This is a genomic window from Erythrobacter sp. S158 (assembly GCF_057364915.1).
Map to the genome: position 1 here is coordinate 280,252 of NZ_CP200279.1, position 14,934 is coordinate 295,185.

A 14,934-nucleotide genomic window follows, 5' to 3' on the forward strand; every position below is an offset into this window, starting at 1 on the left:
AAGACGAGGGTTCGATTCCCTTCACCCGCTCCACGCCCTCTCAGCAGACTTCCTATTTCGGCGGCATTCTGATTGCGCCGTCCAGGCGGAACTGGTGACCGTTGATGTAGGAATTGCGCGCGATCTCGCAGATAAGCGAGGCGAATTCTTCCGGTTCGCCGAGGCGCTTTGGGAAAGGGACGCTCGCGTTGAGTTGGTCCCACATCTGCGGATTGCGATCCTTCATCCCGAGCATCAGCGGAGTCGCAAATATGCCGGGCATGACCGAGTTCACCCGGATGCCAAGGTCCATCAGGTCACGGGCCATCGGGAGCACCAAGCCGTTTACCCCGGATTTGCATGATCCATAGATAACCTGTCCGATCTGGCCATCCTGCGCCGCCACGCTGGCCGTGAGCGTGATCGACCCGCGCTCACCGTCATCATTGAGCGGCTCTGCATTTGCCATCCCGAGGGCCGAGATGCTCGCGACCCGGTAGCTCGTCACCAAGATGCCTTCGGCGCCAAACGCGAAGTCTTCAGTGGGCAGGCGCTTATATCCGGCGGTTTCCTTGTCCCAGCCAAGCGTCTTGCCGCGCCTGGATGCCATGGCACAGTGCACTGTCACCCGTTCCTGACCATTGGCTGCGCGCGCGGCGGCGAAACCGGCTTCGACGCTGTCCTCATCCATGATGTCGACATGGTGGAAAGTCCCGCCGATCGCGGCAGCGTGTTCTTCACCCGACTCATCATTGATATCGAAGATCGCCACCTTGAGCCCGGCTTCGGCAAGTGCCGCAGCGCTCGCCCGGCCAAGTCCTGATGCGCCGCCCGTTACAACTGCTGCCATTCCCGTTTCGAGTTTCATCGCTCGCCTCTCCCTGTTGGTATCTGGCTTTGCCTACGCGCCATAACCGGTCATGGCTAGCGGCATGAGATAGTGCAACATGGACCGCATGTTACACGGTCCTGGAGGCAAAATACCCGCCTTCCCCAAGGCGAGTGACAGTCGGGCAAAACTGTCGGAAAACCAGGGCATAGCGAGACACTTAACGCAATGTTGGCGAGTAGGAAAACGACGCTTTTCGTGGACCTTGTAAAGGAAGCGCGCACCGCGTCTTGCCAAGCGACTGGCGCACCCCGGCAACAATGCTAGAGCACTCGGATGGACGCCTTCCTTCTAGCCATGATCCTCACTTTCGTGATCGCTTTCGGCGGGCGAGAGCAGAGCATTGTCGCGCTCTTTTCGTTGCAGCTTGACCGAAATGTACCACTGCTCTTGATCGCCGGCGCATGCGCCATCGCGAGCGCTGCCGTCATGGCCTATGCGGGCGCGAGCATTGCTGCGATCCTGCCACGGCGCGCTGCAGAGATGCTGGTCGCGTTCGCGCTCGCGCTTGCTGCTTTCGAACTGGCGTGGCCGGTTAAGCTCAAGCGAATGAAAGAGCCGACCCGCTCCTATGTCGCAATCGGAGCGGTGCTTGTGTTTCGCCAGATTGGCGACGCTGCGCGGTTCGTGATATTTGCGCTCGCCGCTTGGGCGATCTACCCGACGACCGCATTGCTTGGCGGAGCCGTTGGAGGAGTTGCGGCGATTGGGCTTGGATGGGGTCTGGGCCTTGATCGACTGCAGAAGTTCCCTTTGCGGGCTCTGCGCATGGGGCTCGCTGTGTGTTCTTTTCTTGCAGCGCTCATGATCGGGTTGAATGCTCGTTACACATTCTTGTGATCGATTAAGGCGATCAGGCTGATTGCCGATTTCTCGAAACGATTTCGCACTTCGCGGGTTGGTTGAGTGTAACATTCGGAAAGCGATGCTTTGCGAACAGTTCGCATTATAGATTAGGAGAAACCCCCGATGGCAGACACGAACGACAATTCGAAAACCGCACTCATCACCGAGCTTAATGGCCTGCTGGCAGACCACTTCGCGCTCTACACGAAGTCGAAGAATTTCCACTGGCATATCAAGGGCCCGCGCTTCCGCGACCTGCACCTGCTGTTTGACGAGCAGGCAATCGAAATCCGCGACCAGATCGACGGAATCGGTGAGCGCGTGCGCAAGATCGGTGGCGAAACGCTGACTTCGATCGGCTCGATCACCAAGCACACCAACATTAAGGATCAGGATTCAGCCAGCCTTGATCCCGACGCGATGGTGCGTGAACTTCGCGACGACAACAAGAAGATGGTCGACCGCCTCAAGGGCATGAAGCCGCTAGCGGAAGACGCTGGCGACAATGCAACCGATGGCCTCATCGATGACTGGACCGACATGGCCGAAGAGCGCGTGTGGTTCCTGAGCTCGATCCTGGGCGAAGAGCCGACGGCCGCGTAATTCTCGGCACTCACGCGAATACAGGGCCGTTTCCGCTTTGCGGGAGCGGCCCTTTTGCTATGCGGGTGCGATGAGCACGATCGACATCATCGAAGGCGCTGACAACCAAGCAATCGCCCAATGGCTTGGCGAGCGCATGGCTGCCGCTGAGGCCGCGGACGAGGGCGGCTATTTCATCACCATGCCTGGCGGATCGACGCCGTTTCCGATTCTTGAAGCGATGATTGCGGCCGATCCGGGGCCGTCCTGGGAGCGCGCAAATTTCATTCCCAACGATGATCGCATAGTGCCCGAAGATCATGTGGCATCCAACACTGGCAAAATGCGCGCACTTCTCGAACCGACCGGGGCAGGCATCACTGCGCTTGGCGATCTGGAGAACGTGCCCGAGTTTGCGTTGACCTGGCTCGGCATGGGAGCGGACGGTCATATCGCCTCACTCTTCCCAAACACCGACCCGCAGGTGGATGATGCCGACGCCATCCGCCGCATCACGCCTGATCCGTTGCCTGCAAACGCGCCTTTCGACCGGATCACGCTGACGCTGCCTGCGCTTCTCAAGACGCGGCAAGTGGTGCTTACCCTTGGCGGATCTGCTGAGAAGGCTGCAGTCTTCCAAGCTGCGATGGCGGGTGAAAACGACCTGCCGATTGCGCGCCTTCTCAAGGCAGCAATGGCCCGAGGTATTCCGGTGACATGCTTCACCTGATCGCGAGCATTGCAGAGCGCCTGCTACCTAAGCCACTGCACCGGGCCTTGCTCCCGATCGCTCATTCGGTTCGACACAGGTGGCGCAAGTTTTCAGGCGCACCGATTGCCGGGACAAGCGTGATCGTCACCAACCTTTCCGGCGATATCCTGTTGCTCAAGCACTCTTATGGCCCTGACGTCTGGGCGCTTCCCGGTGGAGGGATCAAGCGCGGCGAAGACCCAGAGGAAGGCGCGCGCCGCGAAGTGATGGAAGAAGTCGGCATTGCGCTTGCCGAAATCGAGACGCTGGGTGCCTTGACCGAGAGCATCTCAGGTTCTCCTCACACCGCGTACCTGTTTCACGCGATCTGCGATACGCGGCCCAAGCCGGATGGAAGGGAAGTCGTTGATGCGCGCTTTTTCCCCTCCCACTCGCTTCCCGAGCCTCTAGGGCGAGTCACTCGCAGGCGGATCGAGCAGTGGAAGGCGGGCAACCGAAAGTGATCGCTATAGCAGGCTGAGCTGCGCGTCCTCGCGTTGCTCCTTGCCGCGATCCTGCGCGCCTTCAAGATTGCTCAGCGTCAGTCCCATCAACCGGATCGGCATCGGAAGTGGCAGCGCTTCTTCGAGCAGTTCGCGCGACAGGCGGGCAAACTCCTGCTTGTCCTCGATCCAGTGCGGGACTGACTTCGCGCGCGACATGATCTGGAAATCGGTGAACTTCACCTTGAGAGTAATCGTGCGCCCGCGGGTGGGCTTGTCGTCTTTTGAGGCATTCTCGATCCGCCCCCAGACGATCTCGATGATGTTCTCCAACGTGTCGCGCAGGGCAGCCCCGCTTGAGATATCCTCGCTGAAAGTGCGCTCCCCACCGACCGACTTGCGGACGCGGTGCGCGCGCACCGGGCGCAGGTCAATCCCACGCGCGGCGCGGTAGAGGTAGTCGGCGAAGGAGCCGAAGTTGGCGCGAAGGAACTCGATGTCCTTTGCAGCAAGATCGGCGCCCGTTTCGATGCCAAGGCGTTTCATCTTCTCCTCGGCCTTTGGCCCCACGCCATGAAAACGCCGGATCGGCAGGCCAGCGACGAAGTCAGCGCCCTGACCCGGACGTATGACACACAATCCATTCGGCTTGTTCTGGTCGCTAGCCAGCTTGGCGAGGAACTTATTGTAACTCACCCCCGCACTCGCCGTCAGCTTGGTCTTGGCTCGGATTTCCTGTCGGATGAGTTCAGCGATCCGGGTCGCGCTGCCGATGCCGAGCCGGTCTTCGGTCACGTCGAGATAGGCCTCGTCGAGGCTGAGCGGTTCGACATGCGGCGTGTGGTGCTCGAAGATGCGGCGGATCTGGCGGCTCGCTTCCTTGTAGGCATCGAAGCGGTGGCGCACGAAGATGAGGTCGGGGCACAGCCGCTTGGCCGTGACCGATGGCATGGCGCTGCGCACTCCGAACTTGCGGGCTTCATAACTTGCCGCTGCCACTACGCCGCGTCCGCCTGATCCTCCGACGGCCACCGGCTTTCCGCGCAGTTCCGGATCGTCGCGCTGTTCGACGCTCGCGAAAAAGGCGTCCATGTCGACGTGAATGATCTTGCGCAGCCCTCCGCTGCCCGAGGCTTCGGCCTCGTCTTCTGCATCGTTGGAGGGGTCTTCGGACATGCCTCACGAAATAGTCGCTTCGTTGCTGCGAAGAAAGCATTGCTGGAACTTTCCGCGAACACAGCGATTTTGTGCATATGCGAAAAGAACAGTGGTCATCGGGTGAGCCTCAGGGCAAGGGAGCGGCAATGGCAACCTCTGCCCCCATCTCTGCGCCCACCAAACGTCTCGGCGAGACCGAGATGATCTGGATGATGGCCCTGCTCATGGCGCTCCAGGCGTTTGGGATCGACGCGATCCTGCCTGCGCTTGACGAGCTTGCGGTGTCGCTGTCCGTCCAAGGCAATGATCGTCAGTTCGTGGTCGGCGTCTACCTGCTGACCGCGGGCATCGGGGCGCTCATTCCCGGCGCATTGGCGGACCGATTTGGTCGCCGCCCGATCCTCCTAGGGTCGATCGCTGTCTATATTGTCCTTTCCATCGCAAGCGCGCTTGTGACCACTTACGAGGCATTGATCGCCGTTCGTGCGGCGCAGGGCTTTTTCGGTGCGGGCATTGTCGCTCTGCCGCCGGCGATCATTCGCGACCGGGTGGGCGGCGACAAGATGGCGCGCATGATGAGCCTGATATTCGTGATCTTCCTGATGGTCCCCGCCATCGCTCCAAGCATCGGCGAGGTCATCCTGCTTGTCGGCGACTGGCGCATGATCTTCGGCGCGATGGCGCTTCAGGGGCTCATCATCGGAGCATGGGTCTATTTCCGCCTGCCGGAAAGCCTCACCGAAGAGAACCGTCAGGAAATCCGCCCCCGCGTGATCGGCGGCAACATGCTGCGCGCGGTGAGCATGCCGAGCATTATCGGTTACGTAATCGGATCTTCGCTCGTCTTCGGGGCACTGTTTGGCTTCATCAATTCCTCGCAGCAGCTCATCTCCGAAAGCTTCGGTGCGCCGGATCTTTTCCCGATCATCTTCGGGATCTGCGCAGGCTCGATGGCATTCGCCAGCTGGTCGAACTCGCGCATTGTGGAGCGTTTCGGCGCGCGCCGCGTGAGCCACACTGCGCTGCTCACCTTCATCTTCGTTGCCAGCCTGCAGGTCTATTTCGCTTTCCAGCCAAACGAGACCCTGTGGCAATTCGTGCCGCTGATGGCGATTAACATGATGCTGCTCGGTTTTATCGGCAGCAATTTCGGCTCGATCGCGATGAACCCGTTTTTCGACATCGCAGGCGCGGCGAGCTCGGTTCACGGCTTTATCCGTCTGACCGTCGCCGCCCTGTTGGGCGCAGCGGTGGGCTACGCCTATGACGGCACGCCGCAGCCGCTTGCGCTTTCGCTGCTGGCCGCCGGGCTCGCCTGCCTTGCGCTCGTCCTGTTCAGCGAAAAGGGCAAGCTGTTTGGTCCGCCGGAGCCCGAGATGGGTCTGGGCGCGAAGGAAGCCCCGAATAGAGCCTAGGCCTCGGCCTCAAGCTTGCGCCATGCAAGCTGCGCAAATTCGCACAGCAATGGCCGCGTATCGCGCGGGTCGATGATGTCCTCGACATTGAATCGCTCGGCTGATCGGAACGGCGAGGTGACTTTCGCCAGCCTTTCGCGGATCGCGGCGAGTTCGGCTTCGGGGTCTTGTGACGCTTCGAGTTCGGACTTGTAAGCGACCTCGATCCCGCCTGCGATGGGCAGGCTTCCCCAATCACCGCTCGGCCAGCAGAAGCGATATTGGTAGCGCTCTGCATTGCTCATTGCGCTGCCCGCAATGCCGTAGGCACGGCGCAAGACGATGCACGCCAGTGGCACGCTCGCCTTGTAGATCGCGTTCATCGCCTGCACGCCGTAGCGGATTGTCCCCGCTACTTCCGCCTCGCGTCCGATCATGAACCCGGGATTGTCGACGAGGTGAACGATAGGCAGGCGGAATTGATCGGCGAGCTTAACGAAACGCTCGACCTTCTCGCTGGTCTTTGCCTCCCAAGAGCCGCCCAGATAGCTGGGATCACTCGCGACCACCGCAACCGGCCAGCCATCGAGCCGGGCAAAGGCGGTGATGGCGGCGCGTCCCCAGTTCTTGCCGATCTCGAATACGGTGCCCCGGTCGAGCACCATCTCCATCGCCTGCCTCATAGAATAGACTTGGCGTGGATCGCGCGGGACAAGGCTGAGCAGCGCTTCTTCGCGGCGGTCCACCGGGTCGGTGTTCTCCGCGCGGCGGGCAAGCTGGCCGACATGTTCGGGCATGAAGGAGAGGAAGTAGCGCGCGCGGGCGAAAGCCTCGGCCTCGCTTGCGACCTCGTCATCTACCACGCCGTTACGCGTATGAATGTCGACGCCGCCAAGCTCTTCTTTGGCTAGCTGGTGGTCCTCGGCGCTCTTGTATGCCGCGCCAAGGCCATCGACCACGGCAGGGCCAGCGGCAAACAATTGCGATAGTCCGCGCACCATGATCGAATAGTGGCTGGCGACCGTCCGCGCCGCGCCAAGCCCGGCCGTCGGCCCAAGCGCAAGCGCGACCACCGGCACTGTGTCGAGGTTCTCGACCACGGCTCCCCAACCCGGGACCGCCGGAATGTAAGTAGCGCCGATCTGTTCGAGCGTTTTGACGCTCCCGCCGCCGCCCGTGCCGTCGATCATGCGGATGATCGGCAGCTTGAGTTCGTGCGCCATAGTCTCGGCCTGCACCATCTTGCGCGCGATCCCGGCGTCTGCTGCGCCACCGCGAATGGTGAAGTCGTCTGCCGTCGCGACCACAGGGCGACCATTGATCGTGGCCTTACCGAACAGGAACGGGGCAGGGGTGACGCCGGTCAGGTCGCCGTTCTCGTCGTAGTGACCCTTGCCAGCGATCTTGCCGATTTCGCGGAAGGATCCCGGATCGCATATCGCATCGAGCCGCGCGCGCGCATCCATCTTGCTGCGACCGTGCTGCTTGGCGACCTTGTCCGCGCCGCCCATCTGATCGGCGAAGGCTTCGCGCTGGCGCAGTTCTTCGAGTTCTTTTTCCCAGCTCATTTAGATGATCCGCGCGCCATCCGGCGCGCGAAATCCTCGCTCATGCGATCAAAGATCGCGTCGCTGCGGGCGCCCGGTCGGGCTTGCGGTTGCTGCGCAACCGTCACTACGACGGCTCCACCACACAGAGCACCGCTTCGACCTGCACCTGCCTGCCTTCGCTTGCGGAAAGCTCGGTCACGGTCCCGTCGAAGGGCGCGGTGAGGGCGTGCTCCATCTTCATCGCCTCAAGCACCATCAGGCGCTGGCCAGTGGTGACTGCGTCGCCTTCGGAGACGTCAACCGCTATGACCTTGCCCGGCATCGGCGCGAGGATCGCGCCGTCTGCAGCGGAAGCGTGGCCTGAGCCTCTCACGGCGGTTTCAAATTCGAAGGCCTGTCCCGATGAAAACAGGAGCACACGCTCGCCATCGACAATGCCCGTCGCCTCGATATCCGCGTCTGCTCCGGTCACCGGGACATCACGGCCCTCGCCCTTGTGGGCGAGGTGCACCGACAGACGCGGCGCTGCATTAAGACGCAGGCCAGTGGGCAGGTTTTCGTGGTCTTCGCTGGCGGCAACAAGCGCAAACTCGCTCGCCGTCTGCCAAGCCGCATCGCTCGGCAAGGGATCGGGAACGAGCGTGTCCATCTTGCGCGCAATGAAACCGGTTTCGAGATTTGCGTCGACAAAATCATCGTCGAGCAGGGCGCGCGCGATAAAGCCAGCATTGGTGCGTACCGGCCAGACCTCGACCCCTTCTGCAATGTCGGCGAGCAGATCTATGGCTTCGTCCCGGTCCTCACCCCACGCGATCAGCTTGGCGACCATCGGGTCGTAAAATGGGGAAATCTCGTCGCCCTGTTCGACCCCGGTTTCGATCCGCCCCTCTTCGCCCAAGTCGAAATGGTCGAGCGGGCCGGTCGAGGGGAGGAAATCGGTCGCTGGGTCTTCTGCGTAGAGCCGCGCCTCAATGGCGTGGCCGTCGATGCTGAGTTCGTCCTGCGTCAGCGGGATCGGTTCGCCGCTAGCGACGCGCAGCTGCCACTCCACCAGATCCACTCCGGTGATTTCTTCGGTCACCGGGTGCTCGACCTGGAGGCGAGTGTTCATTTCCATGAAGAAGATGCGGTCTGCGCGCAGGCCTTCGCTGGCATCGGCGATGAATTCAATCGTGCCCGCGCCCTCGTAATCCACCGCTTTCGCGGCGCGCACGGCGGCGGCGCAGATTTCCTCGCGCGTCGCTTCGTCCATGCCGGGGGCAGGAGCTTCCTCGATCACTTTCTGGTGGCGGCGTTGCAGCGAGCAGTCGCGCTCGAACAGGTGGACCACATTGCCGTGGCTGTCGCCGAACACCTGCACCTCGATATGGCGGGGGGAGGTGATCCACTTTTCCAGCAGCACTTCGTCATTGGAGAAGCTGGCCTTGGCCTCGCGCCGGCAGCTGGCGAGTGCCGCTTCGAAGTCCGCCGCCGCATCAACCTTGCGCATTCCCTTTCCACCGCCGCCGGCGACCGCCTTGATCAGCACGGGGTAGCCGATGGCGTCCGCTTCTGATTTCAGCCGTTCGACCGATTGGTCCTCGCCGAGATAGCCCGGCGTAACCGGCACGCCCGCAGCGATCATGCGCTCTTTTGCGGCATCCTTGAGGCCCATTGCCTCAATGCTTTCAGGCTTGGGGCCAACCCAGATCAGCCCGGCATCGATCACGGCCTGCGCAAACCCGGCGTTTTCCGACAGGAAGCCGTAGCCCGGATGGATCGCCTCAGCGCCCGTCTCCTTTGCCGCCGCGATGATCTTCTCGCCGACGAGGTAGCTCTCGGCAGCAGGCGAGGGGCCGATATGCACCGCCTCGTCAGCCATGCGCACATGCAACGCCTTTGCATCTGCATCCGAATAGACCGCAACCGTGGCCACGCCCATTTCGCGCGCGGTGCGCATGATGCGGCAGGCGATCTCGCCGCGATTGGCGATGAGAAGCTTGGAGATCATTGCGGCGCTCCTTCGCAGCCTTCTTCACGGTGCGAATAAGCAATCCCGGCGATTTTCCACACGCCTTCGACCCGCACGAGGTTGAGGATGTTGGTCCCGCAATGCGAGCGCTCTCCATCGACGAGGAATTCGTAATCGGCGAGCACGGTCGCAACCGGGCCGTCTTCGACCGAGCGCAAATTCCAAATCGGCTCTGCTAGATCGTTTTGCGAAGCTGCGATGGTTGCAACCAGGCCGTCGAGCGGGACGGCGCGCACGCGGTCCTCACCTTCACGTTCTTCGATCACGGTGACGCTTGTGCCCTCGATGATATGAGCGCGCATTGCCGCTGCATCCTGCGCGTCGAAAGCGGTCATGAATGCGGTGACGGCGGCCTCGGGGCTGGCGGCGTCGTCATTGGCTTCGGCCAAGGCCGGGGCGGCGATGAGCGCGAGCGCACTGGCAGCAATTGTGTGAAATCCTCTCATGCCTCGCAGCGCTACGCCGCAAGCGCGCGCGCTTCAAGCCGGATCGGGTCGATAATCCGCGATACCCCAGTCGATTGGCTCATCAGGCTCGTGCGGGCGATTGATGACCGCCGAGACGAAACCGCGCACGCCGTACCACGCCTTTTCCCAGCGCGGGACGTAGACGCGGTGGTTCCATGCCTCGATCCCGCGCTTTCTGACCTTGCGCCCGATCGCCCCATAGATGCGCGCGGCGGAGAGAACGGCCCAGCGGCTGCGGAAGGGCAGGCGAGCCGCGCCAACGCGGGCGGCGGCCTCGTGCTTTTCGACAAGATCGACGAGGCGCGCTGCCATTTCGGCAAGTTCCTCGCGGTGGTGCGGCTTGGTGTGTTGGCCCGGTTCAATATCCTGCTCAACCAGCCACATCTCTGGCAGGTAACAGCGGCCCGCGGCATCATCCTCGACAATGTCGCGAGCGATGTTCGAAAGCTGAAAGGCGAGGCCCAAATCGTTGGCCCGGTCGAGCGTGTCCTTGTCCTTTGGGTCCACACCCATGACAACCGCCATCATCACCCCGACCGCGCCAGCCACGTGGTAGCAATAGCGCATCATGTCGGCCTCGGTGCGAGGCCGCCAGTCTGCGGCATCGAGCTGGAAGCCTGCGATCACGTCTTCGGCCATCTGCTCGGTCAGGCCAACTTCGGCAGCGACAAGGCCGAAAGCATCAAAAGCAGGATCGGCGGTGGGAAGGCCATCGAGTGCGCGGCGTGTCAGCAGACGGATGGACTTGAGGCGATCTTCGGCGTTTGACTGATCGCCGAGCTCACCGCCCATGTGCTGATTGTCGGCAATGTCATCGCATCGGCGGCACCATGCGTAGAGCAGCCATGCGCGTTCACGCGTGGTCTTGTCGAACAGGCGCGCGGCCGCATGAAAGCTGTGCGAGCCTTCGCGAATTGCGATCCGGGACTTTTCGACCAATGCCTCGCGTTTGCGCCCGCCGCCGGGGACGTTGGGCGTGTCCCGCCGGTCCTTCAGGAAAAGCGGGCGCGGCTTGGTGCTCACAAATCTTCGGCTTTCATCTTGAAGATCGGGGTGTGCGGTTTGTAGGCCGCCATCTTGTCGAGCAGATCGGGCAGGCGATCTGCATGGATCAGGATGTTCTGGTGGGCGGGACGGACAAAGCCGACTTCCGCCATGCGGGCATTGAACTTGATCAGGTCGTCGTAAAACCCGAAGGCGTTGAGCAGACCAACAGGGTCCTGATGATAGCCAAGCTGCGCCCAGCTCATTGCTTCCCAAAGCTCGTCCATCGTTCCCACTCCGCCCGGGATCGTGACGAAGCCGTCCGAGAGGTCGGTGAACTTCTGCTTGCGCTCATGCATGCCGCGAACGGTGTGAAGCTCGCTGCAGTCGTGGTTGGCAACTTCGGAATTGGCGAGCGCCTCAGGGATCACCCCGATCACTTCGCCGCCTTTGTTGAGCGCGCCTTTGGCAACCGCGCCCATCAGGCCAAGACGGCCACCGCCATAGACAACGCCGATCCCGCGCTGCGCGAGGGCAGCGCCGACATCTTCGGCAAGCTCCATATAGCGCGGATCGGCAGGGGTGGCAGAGCCGCAATAAACGGCGAGACGTTTCATTGAGGGATTTCTTCCGGCTTGGGCTTACGAGTAATGGATGCTTTTGCTGGGTCGTAAGCACCAAACTGTCTGAAGTTCAATCTCGCTTGTGTCAGACTGAACTCCCCGTTGGGACCGCCCCAGATGCTGTCAGCATCTTCATCGCCTTGGCCGTCATCTTCCCAAGAACACACGGCACAAATCTCGTAAGCCGCCGGCTCACCAATCGTCAGATATCCGCAGCATGGGCAGGGAAGAAGGCTCACGCCCGCTCCTTAGCCGCAAGATCCTCCAGCACAATACCCGCCGTTGCCTTCGCGCTTCCCACGACGCCCGGAATGCCCGCGCCCGGATGAGTGCCTGCGCCGACGAGATAGAAATTCTCGATCACGTCGTCACGGTTGTGGCCGCGCAAGTAAGCGCTCTGCCACAGGACCGGTTCGAGGCTGAAGGCACTGCCCATGTGGGCAGATAGGTCCTGCTTGAAATCCTTGGGTGCGTAGCTGAACTTGGTGACAATCCGGTCGTGGATGTCGGGGATGAGGCGGCGACCGATTTCGTCGAGGATCGCCTTTTCAAGCTGCGGCCCGACCGCGTCCCAGTCCACCGCGAGCTTGCCCATGTGAGCGACCGGAACGAGCGCGTAGAACGTGCTCTTGCCCTGCGGCGCCATGCTCGGGTCGGTGACGGTCGGGTGGTGCAGATAGATCGAAAAATCCTGCGGCAGCACTCCGTGCTTGTAGATGTCGTCGACAAGGCCGTGATAGCGCGGGCCGAACAGGATCATGTGGTGAGGGATGCCCGGCCACGTTCCCTCAAGCCCGAAATGCACCACGAACAGCGAAGGGCTGTAGCTCTTGCGCGCGAGCGACTTTGCGTATTTCGGACCGCGTTCCGAACCCGATAGCAGGTCCTTGTAAGAGTGCATGATGTCGGCGTTCGAGGCGACCGCGTCGAAGCGTTCCTTCCAACCCGACTTGGTCTCGACTTCGCTTGCGCGGGTGCCGATCGTGTGAACCTGCACCACTGGATCGCCGACGCGCATCGTGCCGCCGAGACGCTCGAAATGCCGCACCATGCCAGCGATCAGGCGGTTGGTCCCGCCGCGCGCCCACCAGACGCCCCCATCTTTCTCAAGCTTGTGGATCAGCGCATAAATGCTCGAGGTTTTCATCGGGCTTCCGCCGACAAGCAGCGTGTGGAAGCTGAATGCCTCGCGCAGCTTTTCGCTTTTGATGTATTTCGACACCATGTCGTAGACGCTGCGCCAGGCCTGCTTCTTGATAAGCGCGGGCGCGGCTTTCAGCATCGACTTGAAATCGAGGAACGGCACGGTGCCAAGCTTCAGATAGCCTTCCTCGTACACTTCCGCCGAATATTCGAGGAAGCGCTGATAGCCGACCACGTCGTCAGGGTTCAGCTTGGCGATTTCGGCGGCGAGCTGTTCCTCGTCGTTCGAATAATCGAAGTTGGTCCCGTCAGGCCAGTTGAGGCGGTAGAACGGCATGACCTTCATCAGCTCGACATCTTCAGCGATGTCGTGACCGGTCAGTTCCCACAGTTCCTTCAGGCACGGCGGATCGGTGATGACGGTCGGGCCGGCATCGAAAGTGAAGCCTTCCTTGTCCCAGAAATAGGCGCGGCCACCGGGCTTGTCGCGCGCTTCGATGACTGTGGTCTCGATACCATGCGATTGCAGCCGGATCGCAAGCGCCATCCCGCCAAAGCCCGCTCCGATTACGCAGGCGCGCTTGCCTGCATACTTTTCGGCCATAGCCGGATTGATGCCCTTTTCGCGGCCCGATGGCGGGTTGAGGTCAAGCCCGCCCTGGATAGTCGAATTGACGTTCATGCCTCATTCTCCGCTGGAATTTCGTTTTGTGCAAACTCAGAGTGTCCAAACTCCGTTTGCCTATCTGTCTTGAGAGGCGCGCCGCGTTTGAACATGGCGGTGATCGCGCTTGGGATAGGTACGGGAGGCTCACCCCACAGGACGCGAACCTTGTCGAAAGGATTTGAGCGGGCCGCGTAAAATCGTTCGATCAGCCCTTCGCGCAGCCGGTAGAAGCGCTGAAAGACCTTGACCCGCCGCTCTGGCCGGGCGGCGAAGAACAGGAAGCGGGCGAGCAGGCGATAATAGCCGGTCTTGCGCCAGTGGCGGCGTGCGCGAACCTCGAAGAAAGCTGCGAGTTGCTCACCCGAAAGATCGGCGTTGTCAGCAACTGCTAGCGCATTTTCAACCGCGACACACATCGTGTAGCTGGTCAGTGGATGAGTGAAGCCGCCGCGAGCGCCCGCAACTGCAACGCCAGGAATGCGGATCGTATCCTGATAGGCCGAGAAATCACCGCCGGTCAGGACCGGGAGTACGCCTGCCTCGTGACCGACTATCGCGCCATCCTGCCAACCGTGCTTGCTGGCATATTGATCGATCCGGCCCGACAGCGCGCTGCGATCGAGCATCGGATCGTCGGCGTAATAGGTATCTTCGAGGAAGACGTCGTGCGCGCCCAGCGGCAGGACGTAGACGAACCGATACGCCGAACCATTGCCATGCGGCGCATGCTGGTCGACCGTTGCATCCATGATTACCGGACGCTCCTGCCCGTGCGGTTCGCTCAAACGGATGTGGCGGCCAAGAAAGACCTGCCAGCCACCATTGAGATGCGGGCTCGGCTTGAAGCTGCGGCAATCGATCACGCTGCGCGCATTGAGGCGCTCCGGTTCTCCGAATTCTGGCGCTGCGAGATCGACGCCGCTCGCATCGAGGCCCACTGCCTTGCGACCAAGATATAGCGCGCTTTCGGGCAGTTCGCGCATAAGCCCTTCATGGAAATCGGCCGATGCCATTGAACGGTATGCCGTCTTGAGCTTGCGGCGATACTTTGGAAAGCGGACCTCATATCCGTCGTCCCAGCCGGTCTGACGAAAGGCGGAGAGCAATTCGCGGCCCTTCGCGGAAAGGTCGCTGTCGAACCAGCTCCAGCGATGGTTGCCGCCCACCACGCGACCCGCTTCGACAAGGGCGATGCGATAATTGGGCCGCGCCTTGTGAAGCGCAAGCGCGATCAGACCGCCAGCAAGGCCTCCGCCAACAATGACGCAATCGAATTGTGAGTCGCTCATCTGTTTCAAGGCCCTAGGCGCTGGTGAGAGCATGAGCAATGACGTGCTGGATTTTGATCCCGGAAGGCCTTGCGCACGGTGTGCTCGGGGTGTCATGCAACCGGAACCGCTCGCCTCTAAGTGCATTGTGTGCATCAATTCTCGAGCGCACTCTACAC

Annotated in this window: 15 protein-coding genes; 5 read left to right on the forward strand and 10 right to left on the reverse strand. The window is 61.5% G+C overall.

Annotated elements, in window-relative coordinates:
• Nucleotides 1–52: 52 nt before the first annotated feature.
• Nucleotides 53–847 carry an SDR family oxidoreductase gene (locus tag AC0V6T_RS01510; protein WP_486123720.1) on the reverse strand — a complete coding sequence of 265 codons (795 nt, stop codon included), beginning with the start codon at nt 845–847 and terminating at the stop codon, nt 53–55.
• 297 nt (nt 848–1,144) lie between these two features.
• On the opposite strand from AC0V6T_RS01510, the gene AC0V6T_RS01515 reads away from it, so the two are divergent.
• The 4 genes from AC0V6T_RS01515 to AC0V6T_RS01530 all read left to right on the forward strand — a co-directional run bounded on the left by AC0V6T_RS01515 (nt 1,145) and on the right by AC0V6T_RS01530 (nt 3,511).
• The gene (locus tag AC0V6T_RS01515; RefSeq protein WP_486123722.1) at nt 1,145–1,708 is read left to right on the forward strand and encodes a hypothetical protein; all 564 of its coding nucleotides are present in this window, start codon (nt 1,145–1,147) and stop codon (nt 1,706–1,708) included.
• Between the two features lie 129 nt (nt 1,709–1,837).
• Nucleotides 1,838–2,317 carry a Dps family protein gene (locus tag AC0V6T_RS01520; RefSeq protein WP_007165190.1) on the forward strand — a complete coding sequence of 160 codons (480 nt, stop codon included), beginning with the start codon at nt 1,838–1,840 and terminating at the stop codon, nt 2,315–2,317.
• Nucleotides 2,318–2,387: 70 nt separating this feature from the next.
• The gene (locus AC0V6T_RS01525) at nt 2,388–3,026 is read left to right on the forward strand and encodes a 6-phosphogluconolactonase (RefSeq protein WP_486123724.1); all 639 of its coding nucleotides are present in this window, start codon (nt 2,388–2,390) and stop codon (nt 3,024–3,026) included.
• Nucleotides 3,014–3,511, forward strand: coding sequence for an NUDIX domain-containing protein (locus AC0V6T_RS01530; RefSeq protein ID WP_007165188.1), 498 nt, complete (start codon nt 3,014–3,016; stop codon nt 3,509–3,511). Before AC0V6T_RS01525 ends, AC0V6T_RS01530 begins: the two co-directional genes overlap by 13 nt.
• A gap of 3 nt (nt 3,512–3,514) precedes the next feature.
• Here the strand turns inward: AC0V6T_RS01530 and dinB are convergent, their stop codons facing one another.
• Nucleotides 3,515–4,666: a DNA polymerase IV gene (gene dinB, locus AC0V6T_RS01535; RefSeq protein WP_007165187.1), complete on the reverse strand. Its 1,152-nt coding sequence runs from the start codon at nt 4,664–4,666 to the stop codon at nt 3,515–3,517.
• A 128-nt stretch (nt 4,667–4,794) separates the two neighbouring features.
• On the opposite strand from dinB, the gene AC0V6T_RS01540 reads away from it, so the two are divergent.
• The gene (locus AC0V6T_RS01540; protein ID WP_486123727.1) at nt 4,795–6,063 is read left to right on the forward strand and encodes a multidrug effflux MFS transporter; all 1,269 of its coding nucleotides are present in this window, start codon (nt 4,795–4,797) and stop codon (nt 6,061–6,063) included.
• On the opposite strand, the gene AC0V6T_RS01545 is transcribed toward AC0V6T_RS01540, so the two are convergent.
• From AC0V6T_RS01545 to crtY, 8 genes are all read right to left on the reverse strand, one after another.
• Nucleotides 6,060–7,610 carry an acyl-CoA carboxylase subunit beta gene (locus AC0V6T_RS01545; protein WP_486123729.1) on the reverse strand — a complete coding sequence of 517 codons (1,551 nt, stop codon included), beginning with the start codon at nt 7,608–7,610 and terminating at the stop codon, nt 6,060–6,062. The two genes, AC0V6T_RS01540 and AC0V6T_RS01545, sit on opposite strands and share 4 nt — an antisense overlap.
• Nucleotides 7,611–7,716: 106 nt before the next feature.
• The gene (locus AC0V6T_RS01550) at nt 7,717–9,582 is read right to left on the reverse strand and encodes an acetyl/propionyl/methylcrotonyl-CoA carboxylase subunit alpha (RefSeq protein WP_486123731.1); all 1,866 of its coding nucleotides are present in this window, start codon (nt 9,580–9,582) and stop codon (nt 7,717–7,719) included.
• Complete coding sequence (locus AC0V6T_RS01555) at nt 9,579–10,049, reverse strand: hypothetical protein (protein ID WP_486123733.1); 471 nt, start codon at nt 10,047–10,049, stop codon at nt 9,579–9,581. The genes AC0V6T_RS01550 and AC0V6T_RS01555 overlap by 4 nt, the downstream gene beginning before the upstream one ends.
• A 33-nt stretch (nt 10,050–10,082) precedes the next feature.
• On the reverse strand, nt 10,083–11,093 hold the full coding sequence (locus AC0V6T_RS01560) for a phytoene/squalene synthase family protein (RefSeq protein ID WP_486123735.1): 1,011 nt from the start codon (nt 11,091–11,093) through the stop codon (nt 10,083–10,085).
• On the reverse strand, nt 11,090–11,671 hold the full coding sequence (locus tag AC0V6T_RS01565) for an LOG family protein (protein ID WP_486123737.1): 582 nt from the start codon (nt 11,669–11,671) through the stop codon (nt 11,090–11,092). Before AC0V6T_RS01565 ends, AC0V6T_RS01560 begins: the two co-directional genes overlap by 4 nt.
• Nucleotides 11,668–11,916, reverse strand: coding sequence for a CPCC family cysteine-rich protein (locus AC0V6T_RS01570; protein ID WP_486123739.1), 249 nt, complete (start codon nt 11,914–11,916; stop codon nt 11,668–11,670). The genes AC0V6T_RS01565 and AC0V6T_RS01570 overlap by 4 nt, the downstream gene beginning before the upstream one ends.
• Nucleotides 11,913–13,424, reverse strand: coding sequence for a phytoene desaturase (locus AC0V6T_RS01575; RefSeq protein ID WP_486128462.1), 1,512 nt, complete (start codon nt 13,422–13,424; stop codon nt 11,913–11,915). Before AC0V6T_RS01575 ends, AC0V6T_RS01570 begins: the two co-directional genes overlap by 4 nt.
• A 74-nt stretch (nt 13,425–13,498) precedes the next feature.
• A complete protein-coding gene (gene crtY / locus AC0V6T_RS01580) occupies nt 13,499–14,776 on the reverse strand; it encodes a lycopene beta-cyclase CrtY (protein WP_486123741.1) in 1,278 nt (425 codons plus the stop codon).
• Between the last annotated feature and the right edge of the window lie 158 nt (nt 14,777–14,934).

Excerpts from the sequence above, each read along its gene's own strand:
- AC0V6T_RS01555 (WP_486123733.1), bottom strand. The coding sequence starts at position 10,049 with ATGAGAGGATTTCACACAATTGCTGCCAGTGCGCTCGCGCTCATCGCC.
- AC0V6T_RS01510 (WP_486123720.1), bottom strand. The coding sequence starts at position 847 with ATGAAACTCGAAACGGGAATGGCAGCAGTTGTAACGGGCGGCGCATCA.
- AC0V6T_RS01520 (WP_007165190.1), top strand. The coding sequence starts at position 1,838 with ATGGCAGACACGAACGACAATTCGAAAACCGCACTCATCACCGAGCTT.
- AC0V6T_RS01525 (WP_486123724.1), top strand. The coding sequence starts at position 2,388 with ATGAGCACGATCGACATCATCGAAGGCGCTGACAACCAAGCAATCGCC.
- AC0V6T_RS01545 (WP_486123729.1), bottom strand. The coding sequence starts at position 7,610 with ATGAGCTGGGAAAAAGAACTCGAAGAACTGCGCCAGCGCGAAGCCTTC.
- AC0V6T_RS01575 (WP_486128462.1), bottom strand. The coding sequence starts at position 13,424 with ATGGCCGAAAAGTATGCAGGCAAGCGCGCCTGCGTAATCGGAGCGGGC.
- crtY (WP_486123741.1), bottom strand. The coding sequence starts at position 14,776 with ATGAGCGACTCACAATTCGATTGCGTCATTGTTGGCGGAGGCCTTGCT.
- dinB (WP_007165187.1), bottom strand. The coding sequence starts at position 4,666 with ATGTCCGAAGACCCCTCCAACGATGCAGAAGACGAGGCCGAAGCCTCG.
- AC0V6T_RS01565 (WP_486123737.1), bottom strand. The coding sequence starts at position 11,671 with ATGAAACGTCTCGCCGTTTATTGCGGCTCTGCCACCCCTGCCGATCCG.
- AC0V6T_RS01515 (WP_486123722.1), top strand. The coding sequence starts at position 1,145 with ATGGACGCCTTCCTTCTAGCCATGATCCTCACTTTCGTGATCGCTTTC.
- AC0V6T_RS01530 (WP_007165188.1), top strand. The coding sequence starts at position 3,014 with ATGCTTCACCTGATCGCGAGCATTGCAGAGCGCCTGCTACCTAAGCCA.
- AC0V6T_RS01540 (WP_486123727.1), top strand. The coding sequence starts at position 4,795 with ATGGCAACCTCTGCCCCCATCTCTGCGCCCACCAAACGTCTCGGCGAG.
- AC0V6T_RS01550 (WP_486123731.1), bottom strand. The coding sequence starts at position 9,582 with ATGATCTCCAAGCTTCTCATCGCCAATCGCGGCGAGATCGCCTGCCGC.